At 72.6% G+C, this 20,185-nt stretch carries 14 protein-coding genes and 1 riboswitch; of the genes, 5 read left to right on the forward strand and 9 right to left on the reverse strand.

Annotated elements, in window-relative coordinates:
- Nucleotides 1–95: 95 nt before the first annotated feature.
- From thiC to H9645_RS08550, 4 genes are all read right to left on the reverse strand, one after another.
- A complete protein-coding gene (gene thiC, locus H9645_RS08535) occupies nt 96–2,006 on the reverse strand; it encodes a phosphomethylpyrimidine synthase ThiC (protein WP_191729288.1) in 1,911 nt (636 codons plus the stop codon).
- Between the two features lie 80 nt (nt 2,007–2,086).
- A riboswitch (TPP riboswitch) is annotated at nt 2,087–2,184 on the reverse strand.
- Between the two features lie 53 nt (nt 2,185–2,237).
- Complete coding sequence (locus tag H9645_RS08540; protein ID WP_191729289.1) at nt 2,238–3,293, reverse strand: 2-oxoacid:ferredoxin oxidoreductase subunit beta; 1,056 nt, start codon at nt 3,291–3,293, stop codon at nt 2,238–2,240.
- The gene (locus tag H9645_RS08545; RefSeq protein ID WP_191729290.1) at nt 3,290–5,128 is read right to left on the reverse strand and encodes a 2-oxoacid:acceptor oxidoreductase subunit alpha; all 1,839 of its coding nucleotides are present in this window, start codon (nt 5,126–5,128) and stop codon (nt 3,290–3,292) included. The genes H9645_RS08540 and H9645_RS08545 overlap by 4 nt, the downstream gene beginning before the upstream one ends.
- Nucleotides 5,125–6,963: an FAD-dependent oxidoreductase gene (locus H9645_RS08550; RefSeq protein ID WP_191729291.1), complete on the reverse strand. Its 1,839-nt coding sequence runs from the start codon at nt 6,961–6,963 to the stop codon at nt 5,125–5,127. Before H9645_RS08550 ends, H9645_RS08545 begins: the two co-directional genes overlap by 4 nt.
- Nucleotides 6,964–7,138: 175 nt before the next feature.
- On the opposite strand from H9645_RS08550, the gene H9645_RS08555 reads away from it, so the two are divergent.
- Nucleotides 7,139–8,098 carry a homoserine kinase gene (locus H9645_RS08555; RefSeq protein ID WP_191729292.1) on the forward strand — a complete coding sequence of 320 codons (960 nt, stop codon included), beginning with the start codon at nt 7,139–7,141 and terminating at the stop codon, nt 8,096–8,098.
- 6 nt (nt 8,099–8,104) lie between these two features.
- Here H9645_RS08555 and H9645_RS08560 read toward each other — a convergent pair whose 3' ends face one another.
- Both H9645_RS08560 and H9645_RS08565 read right to left on the reverse strand, forming a co-directional pair.
- Nucleotides 8,105–11,401 (reverse strand): efflux RND transporter permease subunit, encoded by a 3,297-nt coding sequence (locus H9645_RS08560; protein WP_191729293.1) that lies wholly within the window; start codon nt 11,399–11,401, stop codon nt 8,105–8,107.
- Nucleotides 11,398–12,489 carry an efflux RND transporter periplasmic adaptor subunit gene (locus tag H9645_RS08565; RefSeq protein WP_425490223.1) on the reverse strand — a complete coding sequence of 364 codons (1,092 nt, stop codon included), beginning with the start codon at nt 12,487–12,489 and terminating at the stop codon, nt 11,398–11,400. Before H9645_RS08565 ends, H9645_RS08560 begins: the two co-directional genes overlap by 4 nt.
- Nucleotides 12,490–12,583: 94 nt before the next feature.
- On the opposite strand from H9645_RS08565, the gene H9645_RS08570 reads away from it, so the two are divergent.
- From H9645_RS08570 to H9645_RS08580, 3 genes are all read left to right on the forward strand, one after another.
- The gene (locus tag H9645_RS08570; protein WP_191729295.1) at nt 12,584–13,240 is read left to right on the forward strand and encodes a TetR/AcrR family transcriptional regulator; all 657 of its coding nucleotides are present in this window, start codon (nt 12,584–12,586) and stop codon (nt 13,238–13,240) included.
- 129 nt (nt 13,241–13,369) lie between these two features.
- A complete protein-coding gene (locus H9645_RS08575) occupies nt 13,370–14,023 on the forward strand; it encodes a protein-L-isoaspartate O-methyltransferase family protein (RefSeq protein ID WP_191729296.1) in 654 nt (217 codons plus the stop codon).
- Between the two features lie 22 nt (nt 14,024–14,045).
- Nucleotides 14,046–15,392: a TolC family outer membrane protein gene (locus tag H9645_RS08580; protein WP_191729297.1), complete on the forward strand. Its 1,347-nt coding sequence runs from the start codon at nt 14,046–14,048 to the stop codon at nt 15,390–15,392.
- Between the two features lie 27 nt (nt 15,393–15,419).
- Here H9645_RS08580 and waaA read toward each other — a convergent pair whose 3' ends face one another.
- Nucleotides 15,420–16,724: a lipid IV(A) 3-deoxy-D-manno-octulosonic acid transferase gene (gene waaA, locus H9645_RS08585; protein ID WP_191729298.1), complete on the reverse strand. Its 1,305-nt coding sequence runs from the start codon at nt 16,722–16,724 to the stop codon at nt 15,420–15,422.
- A gap of 68 nt (nt 16,725–16,792) precedes the next feature.
- Here waaA and lpxL point away from each other — a divergent pair, with 68 nt between their 5' ends.
- A complete protein-coding gene (gene lpxL / locus H9645_RS08590; RefSeq protein ID WP_191729299.1) occupies nt 16,793–17,698 on the forward strand; it encodes an LpxL/LpxP family Kdo(2)-lipid IV(A) lauroyl/palmitoleoyl acyltransferase in 906 nt (301 codons plus the stop codon).
- On the opposite strand, the gene H9645_RS08595 is transcribed toward lpxL, so the two are convergent.
- Both H9645_RS08595 and H9645_RS08600 read right to left on the reverse strand, forming a co-directional pair.
- Entirely contained in the window at nt 17,692–19,050 is a 1,359-nt protein-coding gene (locus tag H9645_RS08595; RefSeq protein ID WP_191729300.1) for an O-antigen ligase family protein, read from the reverse strand. The genes lpxL and H9645_RS08595 overlap by 7 nt on opposite strands.
- A complete protein-coding gene (locus H9645_RS08600) occupies nt 19,034–20,161 on the reverse strand; it encodes a glycosyltransferase (RefSeq protein WP_191729301.1) in 1,128 nt (375 codons plus the stop codon). The genes H9645_RS08595 and H9645_RS08600 overlap by 17 nt, the downstream gene beginning before the upstream one ends.
- Nucleotides 20,162–20,185: the final 24 nt, after the last annotated feature.

Here is a 20,185-nt window from a genome sequence, read left to right on the forward strand (position 1 = left end):
TTCCTGGTATGCGGCGAAGCTAGCACGCCGGCAACGGGCGCCGCGTGATCCGCGCGGCGCCCGCGCGCGCCCCGCCCGCGCGCGTTTCCTTCCGTTCAGCCGGGCCGGTAGAGCTCGGCGCCGGCGGCCCTGAATTCAGCCGCCTTGGCGGCCATGCCGGCAGCGGCCACGTCGCCGGCGTCCGCATCCGGACCCGCCGCGCCTGCCCGTCCGGCGGCGAACTCGCGCACGTCCTGCGTGATCTTCATCGAGCAGAAGTGCGGCCCGCACATGGAGCAGAAATGGGCGAGCTTGTGGGCGTCCTTCGGCATCGTCTCGTCGTGGAACTCCTTCGCCTTCTCCGGATCCAGCCCGAGATGGAACTGGTCCTCCCAGCGGAACTCGAAGCGCGCCTTGCTCAGGGCGTTGTCGCGCACCTGCGCGCCGGGATGTCCCTTGGCGAGGTCGGCGGCGTGCGCGGCGATGCGGTAGGCCATGATCCCGTCGCGCACGTCCTGGCGGTTGGGCAGGCCGAGGTGCTCCTTGGGGGTGACATAGCAGAGCATCGCGGTGCCGTACCAGCCGATCATCGCCGCGCCGATGGCGCTGGTGATGTGGTCGTAGCCGGGCGCGATGTCGGTGGTCAGCGGGCCGAGGGTGTAGAACGGCGCCTCGCCGCACTCGGCGAGCTGCTTGTCCATGTTCTCCCTGATCAGCTGCATCGGCACGTGGCCGGGGCCTTCGATCATGGTCTGCACGTCGTGCTTCCAGGCGATCTTCGTCAGCTCGCCCAGGGTTTCGAGTTCACCGAACTGGGCGGCGTCGTTGGCGTCCGCAATACAGCCCGGGCGCAGGCCGTCGCCCAGCGAGAAGGCCACGTCGTACGCCTTCATGATGTCGCAGATCTCCTCGAAGTGCTCGTAGAGGAAGCTCTCGCGATGGTGGGCCAGGCACCACTTGGCCATGATCGAGCCGCCTCGGGACACAATGCCGGTGACCCGCCTGGCGGTCAGCGGCACGTAGCGCAGCAGCACGCCGGCGTGGATGGTGAAGTAGTCCACGCCCTGTTCGGCCTGCTCGATGAGCGTGTCGCGGAAGATCTCCCAGGTCAGCTCCTCGGCGCGGCCATCGACCTTCTCCAGGGCCTGGTAGATCGGCACGGTGCCGATCGGCACCGGCGAGTTGCGGATGATCCACTCGCGGGTCTCGTGGATGTGCCTGCCGGTGGACAGGTCCATGACGTTGTCTGCGCCCCAGCGGATCGCCCAGACCAGCTTCTCGACCTCCTCGGCGATGCCCGAGGACACCGCGCTGTTGCCGATGTTGGCGTTGATCTTGGTGAGGAAGTTGCGGCCGATGATCATCGGCTCGCTTTCGGGGTGGTTGATGTTGCAGGGCAGGATGGCGCGGCCGCGGGCGATCTCGTCGCGCACGAACTCCGGCGTGATCCGCGCCGGGATCGACGCCCCGAACGACTGCCCTGGATGCTGCGACAGCAGCGGATGCCGCCCGTCCGGGCCCGCCTCCAGCAGCTCGAGCCGCTGGTTCTCGCGGATCGCCACGTACTCCATCTCCGGCGTCACGATCCCGCGGCGCGCGTAGTGCATCTGGGTGACGTTGGCGCCGTCCCTGGCGCGGCGCGGCAGCCTGCGCGTGGGGAAGCGCACGGCGTCGAGCTTCGCGTCCACCTCGCGTGCGCGACCGAAGCCCGAGCTCAGGGCCGCCAGCAGCGCGGTGTCGCCGCGCTCCTCGATCCAGCGCGCGCGCAGGGCCGGCAGGCCGGTCGACAGGTCGATGCGCGCATCGGGATCCGTGTAGGGGCCGGAGGTGTCGTAGACCGTGACCGGCGGATTGTCCTCGCCGCCGAACAGGGTCGGAGTGCGGGTCTGCACGATCTCGCGCATGGCCACGCGCAGGTCGGGCCGCGAGCCTTCGGCGAAGACCTTGCGCGAACCCGGGACCGGGCGGGTCACGGAATCGGAGAGCTGCTGGGCCTGCTGCTGCAGGGCTGGGGGCATGGCGTTCATCGGCATCGTCCTGTAGTGGTCGGGACGAAGCGGCGGCGCATGCTGCACGCCGCCGCCAGCCGGCGTGCGGTGGCGAGTGCGGTGCATCCTGCGAAGCTTCCCTACGCCGGTATCAGCCGGATCAGGTTCGAAGGGTCTGTCTCAACCGCGCCGTGGCGCGGTACCCCCGCTTCGGCGCCATTGGACCACGACCGCCGGTGCCGGCGCCAATGCCGGGGCCCACGGAGGGGATCAGCGCAGGGCGGCATTGATCGCGGCCAGTGCGGAAGCGCCCGGGGAAAGCTCGGCGGCGCCCAGCGCGTTCAGCGGCGTGGCCACGGTGCCGAGGTGTCCGTGCAGGTCCCCGGCCGCCGGGTCGACGTGGAGCAGGCCGGTGACCACTTCGCCGCGTGCCTGGCGCTGCTGCAGCAGGTTCATGGCCGCGATGCGGTCGCGCGGGTCGTAGCCGTCGTCGAGCCGGTGCAGGCGCAGGACGCTGCCGTCGTGCTGGACCACGTCGAGCGTGTCGCCAGCCCCCTGTTCGATCTCGATGGCGTCGCGCGCCGGGACCACGTCCAGGCGGTTCACCGCCTCGTTGTGCTCGCGCACATGGTCGTAGCTGCGGGTGCTGCCGGCGTGGTTGTTGAACGCCACGCAGGGACTGATGACGTCGATGAAGGCCGCGCCACGATGCGTGAGCGCGCCCTTGATCAGCGGTACCAGCTGGCCCTTGTCGCCGGAGAAGCCGCGGCCGACATAGGTCGCGCCCAGCTGCAGCGCCATCATCACCAGGTCCAGCGGGCTGTCGCTGTTGGCGACCCCGCGCTTAGAGACCGAGCCCTGGTCGGCGGTGGCCGAGAACTGCCCCTTGGTCAGCCCGTACACGCCGTTGTTCTCGACGATGTAGGCCATGTCCACGCCGCGGCGGATCGCATGCACGAACTGGCCGATGCCGATGGAGGCCGAGTCGCCGTCACCGGAGACGCCGAGGTAGAGCAGCGAGCGGTTGGCGAGGTTGGCGCCGGTGAGGACGCTGGGCATGCGCCCGTGCACGGTGTTGAAGCCGTGCGACTGGCCCAGGAAGTAGTCAGGGGTCTTGGAGCTGCAGCCGATGCCGGAGAGCTTGGCGAGCCGGTGCGGCTGGATGTCGAGCTCCCAGCAGGCCTGGATGACCGCCGCCGAGATGGAGTCGTGGCCGCAGCCCGCGCAGAGCGTGCTGATCTTGCCCTCGTAGTCGCGGCGGGTGAACCCGATCGCGTTGCGCGGCAGCGTCGGGTGGTGCAGGCGAGGCTTGGCGAGGTACGTCATGCGACCTTCTCCCGGCCGTCGACGGCCTGCATGTGCGCCTGGATCGCGCCGGCGATGAAGCGCGCGGTGACCGGCGTGCCGTCGTAGTGCAGCACCGCCACCAGCCTCGCCGGATCGGTGCCGAAGGCGTCGATGAGCAGCAGGCGCAGCTGCGCATCGCGGTTCTGCTCGACCACGAACACCCGCTCATGGGCCTCGATGAAGTCACGCACGGAGTCCGGGAAGGGATAGGCGCGCACCCGCAGCGTGTCGATCGCGATGCCGGCCCCGCGCAGCTGGTCGACGGCCTCGGCCATCGCAGGGCTGGTCGATCCGTGGAAGATTGCGCCGCAGTGCGCCGGCGGCGTGGCCTGTTCGACGACAGGCTGCGGCACCAGGCTCTTGGCGGTGTCGAACTTCCGCAGCAGGCGCTGCATGTTGTAGACGTAGTCCGGCCCGCGCTCCGAGTACTGCGCCTGCGGGTCGCGGGAGGTGCCGCGGGTGAAGTACGCGCCCTTGTCCGGGTGGGTGCCCGGCCATGTCCGCCACGGGATGCCGTCACCGTCGACGTCCTTGTAGCGCGCGAACTCGCGACCCTCTTCGAGGTCCTCGGCGCCCATCACCTTGCCGCGGTCGTAGGCGCGCGCGTCGTCCCACTCGAACGGCGCGCACAGGCGCTGGTTCATGCCGATGTCGAGGTCGGTGAGCACGAACACCGGCGTCTGCAGCCGCTCGGCGAGGTCCAGCGCCGCGGCCGAGAAGTCGAAGCACTCGCGCGGATCCTCCGGAAACAGCAGCACGTGCTTCGTGTCGCCGTGCGACGCATGCGCGCAGGCGAGGACGTCGGACTGCTGGGTGCGCGTCGGCATGCCGGTGGAGGGCCCGCCGCGCTGCACGTCGATGATGGTCACCGGGATCTCGGCGAAGTAGGCCAGGCCGATGAACTCGTTCATCAGCGACACGCCCGGCCCCGACGTGGTGGTGAACGCGCGCGCGCCGTTCCAGCCGGCGCCCACAACCATGCCGATCGACGCGATCTCGTCCTCGGCCTGGATGATCGCGAACTTCGCCCGGCCGTCCCCGTCGACGCGGAACCTGCCGCAGTACGTCTGGAACGCCTCCGCCAGCGAGGACGACGGCGTGATCGGGTACCAGGCACAGACGGTGGCACCGCCGTACACGCAGCCCAGCGCCGCGGCATCGTTGCCCTCGGCGAAGATCCTGTCGCCCACGGCGTCGGCGCGCTGCACGCGCAGGCCGAGCGGATGCGGCAGGTGCCCCAGCACCCAGTCGCGGCCGATGCGCATGGCCTGGACGTTGGGCGGCACCAGCTTCGCTTTCGAGCGGTACTGCTCGCCGATCAGCGCCTCCACCACCTCCGGGTCGATGTCCAGCAGCGCCGACAGCGCGCCGACGTACATGATGTTCTTGAACAGCTGGCGCTGGCGCGGATCGCTCCACGCCGCGTTGCACAGCTCGGTCAGCGGCACGCCGATGGCGGTGACGTCGTCGCGCAGGCGCGACGGCGGCAGCGGCTTGCTGCCGTCGTACAGCAGGTAGCCGCCCGGCTCGATTTCGGCGACGTCGGCGTCCCAGGTCTGCGGGTTCATCGCCACCATCAGGTCGACGCCGCCGCGGCGACCGAGCCAGCCGGCCTCGCTGATCCGCACCTCGTACCAGGTCGGCAGGCCCTGGATGTTGGAGGGGAAGATGTTGCGCGGCGCCACCGGCACGCCCATGCGCAGGATCGCCTTCGCGAACAGCTCGTTGGCCGAGGCCGAACCCGAGCCGTTGACGTTGGCGAACTTGACGACGAAATCGTTGACCGCCCGCAGCGGGGAGTGCGCAGGGGTCATGCGGCCTCCCGCCCGCACGACGGGCGGCGATCGCCACCGGCGCGGGTCTCGAGCAGCAGGAACTTCTGCATGTCCCAGGCGCCGGTGGGACAGCGCTCGGCGCACAGCCCGCAGTGCAGGCAGACGTCCTCGTCCTTGACCATCACCCGGCTGGTCTTCAGCGGCCCCGAGACGTACAGCGGCTGCCCGGTATTGAGCGCCGGCGCGGTCAGCCGCGTGCGCAGCTCCGCCTCCTCGCCGTTGGCGGTGAAGGTGATGCAGTCGGTCGGGCAGATGTCGACGCAGGCGTCGCACTCGATGCACTTGTCGCGGGTGAACACGGTCTGCACGTCGCAGTTGAGGCAGCGCCGGGTTTCCTTCCACGCGGTGGCAGCGTCGAAGCCCAGCTCGACCTCGACGTGCATGCTGTCGAGCTTCTTCGCCGCCTCCGACCACGGCACCGCGAAGCGCTCGTCGTGCGAGACCGCGTTGTCGTAGCGCCATTCGTGGATGCCCATCTTCTGGGAATCGAGGGTGACGCCCGGCGCCGGGCGAGCGCGCGTGTCGCCGCCCTGCAGCAGACGGTCGATCGAGATCGCCGCGGCATGGCCGTGGGCGACGGCCCAGATGATGTTCTTCGGCCCGAACGCGGCGTCGCCGCCGAACAGCACGTGCGGCAGCGTGGACTGGTGCGTGATCCGGTCGACGACCGGCATTCCCCACTGGTCGAAATCGATGCCGAGGTCACGCTCGATCCAGGGGAACGCGTTCTCCTGGCCGACCGCGATCAGCACCTCGTCGCAGGCGATGACGTCGTCCGGCTCCCCTGTGGGCACCAGCCGGCGGCGGCCATCGGCGTCGTACCCGGCGCGCACGCGCTCGAAGCGCATGCCGGTCAGCCGGCCGCTGGCGTGCTCGAAGGCCTTGGGCACGCGGTAGTCGAGGATCGGGATGCCCTCGTGCATCGCGTCCTCCTTCTCCCACGGACTCGCTTTCATCTCGTCGAAGCCCGAACGGACCACGACCGTCACGTCCTCGCCGCCGAGCCGGCGCGCCGAGCGGCAGCAGTCCATGGCCGTATTGCCGCCGCCCAGCACCAGCACGCGGCGGCCGACGCGGGTGACGTGGCCGAAGTACACGTTCGCCAGCCAGTCGAGGCCGACGTGGATGCCGGCCGCGCACTCCGCGCGCCCGGGCAGGTCGAGATCGCGCCCCCGCGGCGCGCCGCTGCCGACAAAGACCGCGTCGTAGCCCTGTTCCAGCAGCGTGCGCATCGAGTCGATGCGGGTGCCGCCGATGAACTCGACCCCCATGTCGAGGATGTAGCCGGTCTCCTCGTCGATCACCGACTCGGGCAGGCGGAAGCGCGGCACCTGGGTGCGCATGAAGCCGCCGGCCTTCGGATCGGCCTCGAACACGGTCACCGCGTAGCCCAGCGGCGCCAGGTCGCGGGCCACGGTCAGCGACGAGGGTCCGGCACCGACGCAGGCGATGCGGCGGCCGTTGCGCCGCGCCGCCGGCTTCGGCATGCGCGCACGCACGTCGCCCTTGTGGTCCGCGCAGACGCGCTTGAGCCGGCAGATCGCCACGGGCTCCGGCTTCTCGCGCATCGAGGCCGGGCCGTTGTTCTCCTCGACCCGGCCGCGGCGGCAGGCGGGCTCGCAGGGTCGGTCGCAGGTGCGGCCGAGGATGCCCGGGAAGACGTTGCTCGCCCAGTTGACCATGTATGCGTCGGCATGGCGGCCGGCGGCGATGAGGCGGATGTACTCGGGCACCGGCGTGTGCGCCGGGCAGGCCCACTGGCAATCGACGACCCGGTGGAAGGTGTCGGGATTGCGGATATCGGTCGGCTCCACTGCGACCCCCGTGGCTGGCTGGCCGGACGCGCCGGTCGTCGCTCGCGGCCCCAGTCTAGGCCGCAGGCACGGGCGGGCGTTGCCGCGCCGCAGCACGCGCCGGCCGGGGCGTCCGCGTGCACCGCGGCGACCGCCGCGCTGTCGCGGCACCGGGCACGATGGGACAATCCCGCGCATGGACGCATCGCATCGGCAGGCCCGTGCATTCGCACCCGCGGGCGTGGGCAACATCGGCGTGGGTTTCGACCTGCTCGGACACGTGATCGAGGGACCGCGCGACGTCGCCACCGTGCGTCGCATCGACGAGCCCGTGGTGCGGATCGATGCGGTCCGCGGCAAGGTGCGCGGCATCGACCGCATCCCCCTCGACGCCGAAGCCAACACCGCCGGCCGCGCCCTGATGCAGCTGCGCTCGGCGCTGGCACTGCCGCACGGCTTCGCGGTCGAACTCGACAAGGGCATTCCGCTGGGCTCCGGCCTTGCCGGCTCGGCGGCGTCCTGCGTGGCCGCGCTGGTCGCCGCCAATGCGCTGCTCGAACGGCCGCTCGCGCGCGAGGCGCTCTATCCCTTCGCACTGGAAGGCGAATGGGCCTCGACCCACAGCCACCAAGGCGACAACGTCGGCCCGATGCTGGTCGGCGGCGTGGCGCTGGCGACGTCCACCCGCCTGCTGAGGCTCGACGTGCCGGACTGGCTGCACTGCGTGGCGGTGCAGCCGGACCTGGTGCTGGAAACCCGCCAGGCACGCGCGGTCCTGGCCGAGCCCTATCCGCTGGCCCAAGTGGTGCGGCACTCGTCGCACCTGGCGCTCTTCCTCACCGGGCTGGCGCGCGGCGACGCCGGCCTGATCGCCGACGGCCTGCACGACGTGCTGGTCGAGCCGCGCCGCGCGCCGCTCATCCAGGGCTTCGCCGCGGTGAAGCAGGCCGCGCTCGACCACGGCGCGCTCGGCGCCAGCATCTCCGGCGGGGGCCCGAGCTGCTTCGCGTGGTTCGCATCGCGCGCCGCGGCCGAGGCGGCGGCGCCGGACATGGTCGCCGGCTTCACCGCCACCGGAGTAACCGCCCGGGCACACGTCTCGCCGGTGGCGGGTCCGCGCGCCGGACTCCTCGACCCGCCGGCCCTGCCCCTGTAGGAGCGGCTACAGCTGCGCCCGGCCGGTGCGCGCCTGTTCGCCCGGAGACCAGGCCAGCCCGGTCGCGGCTGTAGCCGCTCCTCCTGGGAGGCTGCGGCGCGGATCAGGCGGCGATGGCGCCGCGGGCGCGGGCGGCGGCGCTTCGTCGCGCTTCACGCGGAACCACGCCGCGTACAGCGCCGGCACGAACAGCAGGGTCAGCACGGTCGCCACCGTCAGCCCGCCCATGATCGCCACCGCCATCGGCCCGAAGAACACGCTGCGCGACAGCGGGATCATCGCCAGGATCGCCGCCAGCGCGGTCAGCACGATCGGGCGGAAGCGGCGCACGGTGGCATCGATCACCGCGTCCCAGCGCGCATGCCCGGCGTCGATGTCCTGCTGGATCTGGTCGACGAGGATGATCGAGTTGCGCATCACCATGCCGGCCAGCGCGATCGTGCCCAGCAGCGCCACGAAGCCGAAGGGCACGCGGAACACCAGCAGGAACAGCACCGCGCCCACCAGCCCCAGCGGCGCGGTCGCGAACACCAGCAGGCTGCGCGGGAAGCTGCGCAGCTGCAGCATCAGCAGCGTCGCCACCGCGAACAGGAACAGCGGCATGCCCGCCCGGATCGAATCCTGGCCGCGCGCCGAGTCCTCCAGGGTGCCACCGGTCTCGAGCAGGTAGCCGGCCGGCAGCGCGTTTCGGATCCCCTCGAGGGTCGGCAGGATCTCCGCCACCACGCTGGCCGGCATCGCATCGCCGCGCACGTCGGCGCGCACGGTGACCGTGGGCAGCCGGTCGCGGTGCCAGATGATGCCGTCCTCGAAGGCGTATTCCAGGCGCGCGACCTGCGACAGCGGCACCGGCGTGCCGTCGGCGCCGTGCACGACCAGGTCGCCGAGCGCGTCGAGCCCGGTGCGCTCGTCGAGGGGGCCACGCACCAGCACCTCGATCAGCTCGTCGCCTTCGCGGTACACGGCCACCGACCGACCCGACAGCGAGGCCGACAGGAAGCGCGCCAGCCCCTGCGAGTCCACGCCCAGCACCCGCGCGCGATCCTGGTCGACCACCAGGCGCACGACCTTGCTGGGCTCGTCCCAGTCGAGGTTGACGTTGGCCACGTGCGGATTCGCGCGCACCTGGTCGGCGACCTGGCGGGCGATCTCCCGCGCGCGGTCGGCGTGCTCGCCGGAGACGCGGAACTGCACCGGATAGCCCACCGGCGGGCCGTTTTCCAGCCGGGTCACGCGCAGCTGCAGCTCCGGGAACAGCGGCGCGGCCTCGTCGATCAGCCAGTCGCGCAGCGCCTCGCGCGACTCGACGTCGCGCGCAAGCACCACGAACTGGGCAAGGTTGGTCTGCGGCAGCTGCTGGTCCAGCGGCAGGTAGAAGCGCGGCGAGCCGCTGCCGACGTAGGCGACGTGGTTCTCGATCCCCTCGCGCTCCGCGAGCAGCGCCTCCAGGCGGCGCGCGGCCGCGTCGGTGGCGCGCAGCGACGCGCCTTCGGCCAGCTCGAGGTCGACCATCAGCTCCAGCCGCTGCGAATCCGGGAAGAACTGCTGCGGCACGAAGCGGAAGCCGAGCAGCGACAGCACCAGCAGCGCCACCGTCGCCGCGATCACCAGCCAGCGATGCACCAGGCACCCGTCCAGCAGGCGGCGCAGGCGGCGGTAGAACGGGCGCTGGTAGGGATCGTGGTCGTGCGCGTGCGGCTCGCGCGGCGCCAGCACGAAGGCGTACTGCGGCCAGCGGTCGGCCAGGCGCTCGCGCCAGGCGCGGTGGCGCGCGGCCAGCGAGCCGGGCTTCGGCGGCCGTGCCCCGGCGAAGTCCGGCAGCATCTTTTCGCCCAGCCAGGGAATGAACAGCACCGCCGCGATCCACGACACCACCAGCGCGATCGTCACCACCTGGAACAGCGAGCGCGTGTACTCGCCCACGGACGAGGCCGCGGTCGCGATCGGCAGGAAGCCGGCGGCGGTCACGAGCGTTCCGGTCAGCATCGGGAAGGCGGTGTGCGACCAGGCATAGCCGGCGGCGGTGAAGCGGCTGTCGCCCTGCTCCATGCGGATGGCCATCATCTCCACGGCGATGATGGCGTCGTCCACCAGCAGGCCCAGCGCCAGCACCAGCGCGCCCAGCGAGACCTTGTGCAGGCCGATGCCGAAGCCGTGCATCGCCGCGAAGGTCAGCGCCAGCACCAGCGGGATCGACACCGCCACCACCAGCCCGGTCCGCACGCCCAGCGAAAAGAAGCAGACCAGCAGCACGATCACCACCGCTTCTGCCAGCACCTTGACGAACTCGCCGACCGATTCGCGCACCGCGGCCGGCTGGTCGGAGACCTTGTGCAGCGACATGCCCAGCGGCAGCGTCGCCTGCAGGCGCTCGGCCTCGGACGCCAGGGTCTCGCCCAGCGCCAGGATGTCGCCGCCCTCGCGCAGCGCGATGCCGATGCCGATCGCGTCCTCGCCCATGAAGCGCATGCGCGGCGCGGCGGGATCGGCGTAGCCGCGGGTGACCTCGGCCACGTCGCCCAGGCGCAGGGTGCGGCCGCCGGCGCGCACCGGCAGCGCGCGGATGTCGTCGATGGAGCGGAAGGCGCCGTCCACGCGCAGCTGCACGCGGTCGCTGGCGGTCTCGACGAAGCCGGCGGGCGTGACCGCGTTCTGCTGCGCCAGCGCCTGCTGGATCGCCGCCAGCGGCACGCCGAGGTTGGCCAGGCGCACGTTGCTGGCCTCGATGAAGACCTTCTCGTCCTGCAGGCCGATCAGTTCGACCTTGCCGACGTCGGGCTGGCGCTGCAGCTCCAGCTCGATGCGCTCGGCGTAGTCCTTGAGCACGGCGTAGTCGAAGCCCTCGCCGGTCAGCGCGTAGATGTTGCCGAAGGTGTCGCCGAACTCGTCGTTGAAGAACGGCCCCACGACGTCCGCCGGCAGCGTGGCGCGGATATCGCCGACCTTCTTGCGCACCTGGTACCAGAGGTCGGGCACGTCGCGCGAAGGCAGCGCGTCGGACGCCATGAAGATCACCTGTGATTCGCCCGGCCGCGAATACGAGCGGACCATCTCGTAGCGGCCGGTCTCCATCACCGCGCGCTCGACGCGGTCGGTGACCTGGCGGGCGACGTCCTCGGCGGTGGCGCCCGGCCACAGCGTGCGCACCACCATCGCCTTGAAGGTAAAGGGCGGATCCTCGGACTGGCCCAGCTGCCGGTACGACCAGGCACCGACCAGGGCCGACACCAGCATCACGTAGAGCACCAGCGCGCGGTTGCGCAGCGCCCACTCGGAGAGGTTGAAGCGCGAGCGGGCGCTCATCGCGGGGCCGCGTCCACCGGGCGGTTGCGGCGGTCCACCGCGCGCGCGGCCTGGCCGTCGCGGAGGAGATGGCCGCCGGCCACGACCACCCAGTCGTCCGCGGCAACACCCGAGGTCACGGGCACGCGCTCTGCGCCGAAGTCTCCGACCTCCACCGCGACCGCGCGCACGCGTCCGTCGTCGAACACCCACACGGTGGCCTCGCCACCTGCACCGCCCTGCACCGCCGACAGCGGCACCGACAGCGCCGCGCCCGTCCCGGCGGCGTGCACCTCGGCGCTCTGCCCGAGCGCCACGCGCGCGGCGTCGGCGTCCTCGATGGCGACCCGCGCGGCGTAGGTGCGCGCGACCGGGTCGGCCGCGGGGGAGATCTCGCGGAAGCGACCGCGCAGGCGCTCGCCCGGCGCGGTCCAGAGTTCGACCTCGACCGGCTGGCCGACGCTGAAGTCGGCCACCACCGATTCCGGCAGCGCGATCGCGACTTCGCGGCCGTCGTCGGCCGCCAGGGTGAACACCGCCTGCCCCGCCGCGACCACTTGCCCCGCCTCGGCCTGACGGCTGGCGATGACGCCATCGACCGGCGCGCGCAGTTCGGCATAGCCGGCCTGGTTGCGCGCCACCTCGGCCTGTGCGCGGGCCGCCCGCGCCTCGCCGTCGGCGGCACGCCAGGCGGCCTCCTGCGCATCGAGCGCGGACCGGCTGACCAGCTGGTCGCCGGCCAGCGCGGCGTAGCGCGCGCGATCGGCCGCGGCGCGCCTGAGCTGCGCCTCGGCGGCAGCCAGCCGGGCAGCAGCGGCGCGCGACTGCGCTTCGACGTCGCCCTGGTCGATCACCGCCAGCAGCTGGCCGCGGGTGACCCGGTCGCCGGCGTCGACCTCGCGCCGGACCAGCTGGCCGCCGATGCGGAAGGCCAGCGGGCTTTCGGCGCGGGCGCGGATCTCGCCCGGGAAGCTGCGCGAGGTCCCCGGCGCGGGCTGCGGGCGCTCCACCAGGACCGGTCTCGTGGGCGGGGCCTGCCCGCCCCCGTCGCCACAGGCGCACAGCGCCAGCAGCATCGCGGCCACGGCCGCAGCCCGCATCCTTCGCATCCCAGACATCGTCGCTCCCGGTCCGCAGTCCGCGGCAAGTCGCCAAGGCGCGAATGCTATAGTTACAGAACTACACGGTCCAGTATTGATGCCGATGTCCACACCCAGCGTCCCCCAGGCCAGCCAGCGCCCCGCCCCGGGCCGTCCGAAGGACCTCGCCAAGCGCGCGGCGATCCTGGAGGCCGCGGAGTCGCTGTTCCTGGAACATGGCTTCGAAGGCGTCAGCATGGACCAGATCGCGGCCCGCGCCGGCGTGTCCAAGCTCACCGTCTACAGCCATTTCGGCGACAAGGACGCGCTGTTCTTCGAAGCCGTCGAGCACTACTGCGACAAGCAGGTGCCGAGCGCCCTGTTCACGCCCGCGCCGCAGCAGCCGCTGCGCGAGCGCCTGGCCGGCATCGGACGCGCGGTGTACGCGCTGATGACATCGCCCGAGGCGGTGTCCGGCTTCCGCCTGATGTGCGCGTCGACGCGCGCCGACTGCGCGCTCGCCAACCGCTTCTGGGCCGCGGGGCCGGGCCACCTGCAGGCCGGCTTCGCAGCGCTGCTCGCCCGCCGCACCACCGCGGGCGAACTCGCGGTCGACGACCCGGCGCGCGCGGCCAGCCAGTTCTTCGCCCTGCTCCGCGGCGACCTCCACCCGCGCCTGGTGATGGGCTGCGATGCGCTGCACGGCTTCGACATGGAGGCCCACGTCGCCGCCACCGTCGACGTCTTCCTGCGCGCCTACGCCGCGGGGGACGCATCCTGAACGACCGCCAGCCGGCCCGGTGACTTCCGGCACTCAATGCCCCGCGCCGGCGGCGGCGATGCTGTCCCGGCCAATCCCGCCGATTCGACGTAAAATGGCCGGTCATCCGATCAGCCAGGCTCCGACACCATGACCCTCGATTTCGCCAAAGCCCGTGAAGCCATGGTCGAGCAGCAGGTCCGCCCCTGGGACGTGCTCGATCCCCGCGTGCTCAACGTGCTCCTGCGCATGCCGCGCGAGGCCTACGCGCCCGACGCGCACCGCGCGCTGGCCTATGCCGACATCGCGCTGCCGCTGGCGCACGGCGAATCGATGATGAAGCCGGTGGTGGAAGGCCGCGTGCTGCAGGCGCTGGCGCTGGACGGCACCGAGGACGTGCTCGACATCGGCACCGGCAGCGGCTTCCTCGCCGCCTGCCTCGGCCGCCTGGCGCGCTCGGTGACGTCGATCGAGCGACACGCCGACCTCGCCGCCCAGGCCCAGGCGACCCTGCTCGCGCAGGGCGCCACCAACGTCTCGGTCACCCACGCCGACGCCTTCGCATGGACGCCGGACCGCCAGTTCGACGCCATCGCCGTCGGCGGCGCCGTGGACGCGATTCCGGACCGCTTCCTCGGCTGGCTGCGTCCCGGCGGCCGCCTGTTCGTGGTGCGCGGCCGCGCGCCGGCGATGGAGGCCGTGCTGGTGCACGCCGACGTCAACGGCCCGCGCCTCGAATCGTTGTTCGAAACCGACCTCGCCTACCTGGCGGGCGCGGCGCCGGTCCCGGCATTCGCGCTCTGACCGCCCCTACAAGGACCCCCCGATGATCCGTCGCCCCCTCGCCCTCGCGCTCCTCCTCGCCCTGCCCGCCGCGGCCTCGGCCGAAGACCTGCTGCAGACCTACGAGCTGGCGCGCAACAGCGACACGCAGCTGGCGATCTCGGAGTCCAACCGCGACATCTCGCGCGAAGGCCGGGTGCAGGCGCGCGCCGCGCTGCTGCCGCAGATCAACGGCAGCGCGTCGCTGAGCCGCAGCTATGCCGCCGGCGTCGACGGCGACGCCCGTCGCCGCAGCGTCGGCGTCGACCTCAGCCAGACGGTGTTCGACCTCGGGGCGATCTCCAACCTGCGCGCGCAGCAGGACCTCGACGTTGCCGCCGGCTTCGACCTCGACGCCGCCAACCAGGAGCTGATCACGCGCACCTCGGCCGCCTATTTCAACGTGCTGGTGTCCATCGAGACGCTGGCCGCGGCCGAGGCCGCCGAGGCCGCGCTGCAGAAGCAGTTCGACTTCGCCGACAAGCGCCTGGAGGTCGGCCTGGCGCCGATCACCGACGTGCACGAGGCCCGCGCCCAGTACGACGCCGCGCGCGCCAACACCATCCTGTCGCGCAACGCGCTCGAGGACGCCTACCAGGCGCTGGCCGAGATCACCGGCCGCCCGGTGCGCACCCTGCGCGCGCTGCCCGAGGACTTCCAGCCCGAAGCCCCCGAGGGCGATGGTCTGGGCCGCTGGCTGGCCACCGCGATGGAGAACAACCCCTCGCTGCGCGCGGCCGAGTACGCGCTGAGCGCGTCCGAGCACGGCGTCAACACGGCGCGTGCCGGCCACCTGCCGCGGCTCACGCTCGGTGCCGGCTACGACAATGGCGCGGCCTGGGGCGACCTCGGTCCCGGCGGCGTCGGCGGCACCTCGACCGGCGAAGGCTCCAGCGTCGGCCTGACCCTGACCGTGCCGATCTTCGCCGGCGGCGCGACCCAGTCGCAGGTGCGCCAGGCGCTCTCGCGCCGCGATATTTCCCAGCAGCAGCTCGAGCAGTCGCGCCGCGCGCTGGACCGCAACACCCGCAATGCCTACCAGACTGTCGTCGCCGGCGTGGCCGAGATCGAGGCCCGCCGCCAGGCGCTGGTCTCCGCGCGCAGCGCCTACGAGGCCTCGCAGGTCGGCCTGGAAGTCGGCACCCGCACCGTGGTCGACGTGCTGATCAACCAGCAGAACCTGTTCAACGCCGAACAGCAGTACGCGTTGGCGCGCTACAACTTCCTGCAGAACCGCCTGCTGCTGGCGCAGGCCGCCGGCACCCTGGGCATCGACGACGTGCAGGAGATCAACCGCCTGCTCACCGTCGAGGCCGCCACGCCGGACACGCAGGCGACCACCGGCGGCTGAGGCCGCGGGCGGTCCCGATGCACCACCTCACGCCGGGGGCAACTCCGGCGTGATCATGTCCAGGGTCAGCGCGAGCGCGCCGCGCCCTTCCTTCACCAGCCGCAGGCCCTCGGCCACCATTGCGGCGCGCGCGTCATCGTCGCCCAGCAGGGCCTCCAGCTCCGCCGCCACCGCGTCCGCGTCCGCGCCGATGCGCAGCGCGCCGGCCTCGTCCATGCGCTGCGCGATGTCGGCGAAGTTGTGCAGATGCGGCCCGGTCACGACCGGCACGCCCAGCGCCGCCGGCTCGAGCAGGTTGTGCCCGCCCACCGGCTGCAGGCTGCCGCCGACGAAGGCGACTTCGGCACAGGCGTAGAAATGCACCAGCTCGCCCAGGGTGTCGATCACGAAGACGTCGTCCTCGCCGTCTGGCCACTGCGTCAGCTGGCGCGTGGCCACCCGCCAGCCGGCCTCGACGCAGGCCTGGGCCACCGGACGGAAGCGCTCCGGATGCCGCGGCGCCCACAGCAGCAGCAGGTCCGGCCAGCGCGCGCGCAGCCGCCGGTGCATGGCGATGACCGCGGCCTCCTCCTCGGGATGCGTGCTGGCCGCGATCCAGGCCCGGCGGCCGCCGCTGTGGGCGGCGAAGGCGGCCGCGGTGCGGCGCGCGGCTTCATCGACGCGGATGTCGAACTTCAGGTTGCCCAGCACCGAGACCGCGTCCGGACGCGCGCCCAGCTGCACGAAGCGCCCGGCGTCGGCCTCCGACTGCGCGGCCACCCGCGTCAGCGTGCGCAGCGCGCGTCCCACCAGCGGACGCAGCGCGCGGTAGCCGCGCAGCGAACGCTCCGACAGCCGCGCGTTGACCAGGTAGGCCGGCACGCCGTGGTCGCGGCAGCAGAACAGCAGGTTGGGCCAGAGTTCGGTTTCCAGCACCAGCGCCAGCCGCGGGCGGACGTGCGCCAGGAAGCGGCGCACCGCACCCGAGAGGTCGTAGGGCAGGTAGACGTGTTCGACGCGCTCGCCCCACAGCGCACGCACGCGCGCCGAGCCGGTCGGGGTGATGGTGGTGACGAGCAGGCGCAGGTCCGGGCGCAGGTCGAGCAGCGCATTGACCAGCGGCGCCGCGGCGTTGACCTCGCCGACCGAGACCGCGTGCACCCAGATGCAGCCGTCCAGCGGCGGCGTGCGGTAGGCGGCGTAGCGCTCGCCCCAGCGCTCGAGGTATTCGGCCTGCCTGAAGCCCCGCCAGATCAGGTGGTAGACGGTGACGGGCACCAGCACGTACAGCACGGCCGAGTACAGGCCGCGCAGCAGGCGTTCGACGGCGCGGTTCCGGGGGGCGGCCTCCATGCGGCAAGGATAGCGAAGCCGTCGCGGCAGCGGGCGGGCGTGCGGGCGGGTCCCGGTAGAATCGACGCATGACCGCGAACGTCGACAGGCCACCGCTGGGCCCACGGCACTGGCCGACCTGGATCGGGATCGGCGCGATGGCGCTGCTGGCACGCATCCCGTGGCCGCTGCAGCGCGTGCTCGGCCGCGCGCTCGGGCGCCTGCTGCAGCGCGTGCTGCCGGCGCGCCGCCGGGTGGCCGCGCGCAACCTCGAACTCTGCTTCCCGGACCTCGACGCCGCCGCGCGCGACGCGCTGCTGCGCGAACACTTCGCCGCGATCGGCGTCGGCCTGTTCGAGTTCGCGCGCGCCTGGTGGGGCTCGATCGCCCCGCTGCGCGAAGGCCTGGTGGTGGAAGGCCTCGAGCACATGGAGGCCGCACGCGCCGATGGCCGCGGCGTGATCGTGGTCAGCGGCCACTTCACCACCCTCGAAGCCTGCGGCCGGCTGATGTGCGACCACGTGCCGCTGGCCGGCATGTACCGTCCGCACGCGCAGCCGGCGATGGAGTGGGCGGTGCGCCGCGGGCGCCTGCGCTATGCCGCGGCGATGTTCCCCAAGCAGGACCTGCGCGGCTCCGTGCGCCACCTCAAGCGGGGCGGCCTGCTGTGGTACGCACCCGACCAGGATCCCAGCCGCGGCGACAGCGTGTTCGTGCCGTTCTTCGGCCAGCCCGCGCACAGCCTGACCTCGACCCACCAGCTGGCGCGGATGTCCGGCGCGGCCGTCATGTTCTTCCAGCACGCACGGCGCGCCGACGGCGGCTACTCGCTGAAGCTGTTCCCGGCGAGCGAGGGCTATCCCTCGCGCGATGCCACGGCCGACACCGCCGAGGTCATGGCCGCGATCGAGACGATGGCGCGCGCGGCGCCGGAGCAGTACCTCTGGATCCACCGCCGCTTCAAGCGCCAGCCCGACGGCAGCTCCGCCTACTGAGCAGCCGGCGCCGCATCGGCACGGTCCGCCGGCGCCTGCCCCGCGCGCGCCAGCAGGCTGCCCGCGTACAGCGCCGCCAGCATCAGGGTCAGCGCGCCCCAGAAGGTGGAATACGACGCAAGGTGGGTATTGAGCGGGAATACCGTCACCAGCAGCGCGAGCATCGCCGGCCGCGCGCGTTCGCGGGCGGCCTTGCCCGCATAGCGCCAGGCGCGTACGGCCAACGCCACGCCGGACAGCCACAGCAGCAGGCCCAGGACGCCGGTTTCGCTCAGCACCTCGAGCACGATCTGGTGCGCGTGCAGCGCCGGGCCGTCGCCCCAGGCCGCCATCGTGCCGGGATCCGGATCGCAGGCGGGGAACGCTTCGCGGAAGCCGCGCGCGCCCACGCCATTGACCGGATGCTCGCGCACCATGCACAGCGCCGCGCCCCAGATCCGCGCGCGCCCCGACAGCGCGGCGTCGACGCCGGTGGCGCTGGCCTGGAAGGCCTGGGTGGTGCGCTCGAAGCGCGTGCGCACTTCGGGCGACATGATGGCGATCGCCATCGTCACCACCGCCCCGGCCGCGAACACCGCCAGCAGCCGCCGCCAGCCGAGCAGGCGCCAGCCCGACAGCAGCAGCACCAGGCCGTAGGTCAGCCACGAGGCGCGCGAGCCGGCGAACACGATCACCACGCCGATCGCGGCCGCGGCGACCACCCAGCCGGCCGTGCGCCAGCGCCGCCCGGCCGCGTAGAGCGCGAACGGCGACAGGCTCGCCAGCACCACGCCGAGCTTCAGGTTGCAGGGCCCCAGCACGCCGCCGAGGCGGTCGGCCTGCGCGACTTCGCCGAGGTCGCACATCGGCCGGTCGCTGATGGCCTGCTTGATGGCGTCGATGCCCCGGAACAGCGGGCTGGTGTCGAGCACCACTTCGACCAGGGCGTCCAGCGTCCACAGGCCGATGATCACCGCCAGCCCGGTGAAGGTCAGCCGCCGTCCGCGGTCATCGGCGACGGCGATCGCCACCAGCCAGAGGAAGGGGAGGTAGCGCAGGTCGACCGCGGCCTCGCGCAGCGCGCGTCCCGGGTCGACCGATCCGACCGACGACAGCAGCTCCGGCAGCCAGTAGGCGAAGAACAGCACGCTGGTGAGCGCCCAGGCCGGGCCGCTGAGCAGCTGCGCGCCGCCGCGGAAGCGGCTGCCGACGAGCTTGATGATCGCCGCGAGCGCCCCGAGCACCACGATGCCCTCGGCGTAACCGGGCGCGGGCCACAGCGCGACGAAGGCCAGCACCCAGTACGGGGCCCAGCGCCAGCCGGTGGCGATGCTCCCGTTGGCGGGAAGGGCGGCGTCAGCGGAGTTCGTCATAGACCGAAAGCGTGGCGTCCTGCATGGACCGGAGCGTGTAGCGGAGGGGCAGCGCTGGAATCGTAGCCGCTGCGGCGGCGCCGCGCGCGAGCAATGCCTGCGCGCCGGTGCGCAGCGCCCGCGCGTCGAATGCGGGGATGGCGCCGGCCGGCTGCAGTTCGCGCAGCAGTTCGCCCACGCCGCCGTGGTCCCAGCCCAGCACCGGTCGACCGCTGGAGAGCGCCTCGACCACGGTGCGGCCGAAGGCCTCGGGCTTGCGCGAAAGCTGCAGCACCAGGTCGCTGGCGGCGTAGGCCGCCGCGATGGCGGCGGTGGGCGGCGTGATCGCCACCGCGTCCGCGATTCCGAGTTCGCGCGCCTGCGCCTCGAGTTCCGCGACGTAGGCCGCGCGCGCGGGATCGCGGGCGCCGGGCATCCACAGGCGGGCATCGAGGCCGTCGGCGCGCAGCGCGGCCAGCAGGCCCAGCGCGTCGGCATGGCCCTTGAGTCGGGTGCCGCGGCCCGGCAGCAGCAGCACGGGGCCGTCTCCGCCCAGCCGCGGATCCGCGGCGGCGGCCGCGGCCCGGGCGATGCGATCGGGCAGCGGCGCCCTCGGGAACGCCGCCGGATCGATGCCGCGCGGGATCACGCGCAGGCGCGCCGGTTCGGTCCGCGGGTAATGGCGCAGGACGTAGTCGCGCACGGTGTCGGACACGCAGACCACGCGCTCGCCGCGGACCATGACCTGGCTGTAGCGCGAGGGCGAGTTGAGGCCGTGCACGGTGGTGACGAAGCGCGGGCGCGCGGCGGCGGGCAGGCCGCGCAGCGCGCGCCAGCCGATCCACGCCGGCAGGCGCGAGCGCGCGTGCACGATGTCGACGCCCTGCTCCGCGATCAGCCGCCGCAGCGGGCGCACCAGGCCGAGGGTGGTGACGGACTTGCGGCCGATGTCGAGCGCGACGTGCTCGGCGCCGGTCTCCAGCAGCGCGGGCAGCAGCCGGCCGCCGGCGGACGCCACCAGCGCGCGATGCCCGGCGGCGCCCAGGGCCGCGGACACTTCCAGTGTGGAACGTTCGACGCCGCCCGACTCCAGGGCCGGAAGCAGCTGCAGGACGGTCAGCGGCCGGGGCACGTGCCGGCGGCGCGCGCGGCCGCG

It is taken from the genome of Luteimonas colneyensis (genome assembly GCF_014836665.1).
Classification (GTDB): Bacteria; Pseudomonadota; Gammaproteobacteria; order Xanthomonadales; family Xanthomonadaceae; genus Luteimonas; species Luteimonas colneyensis.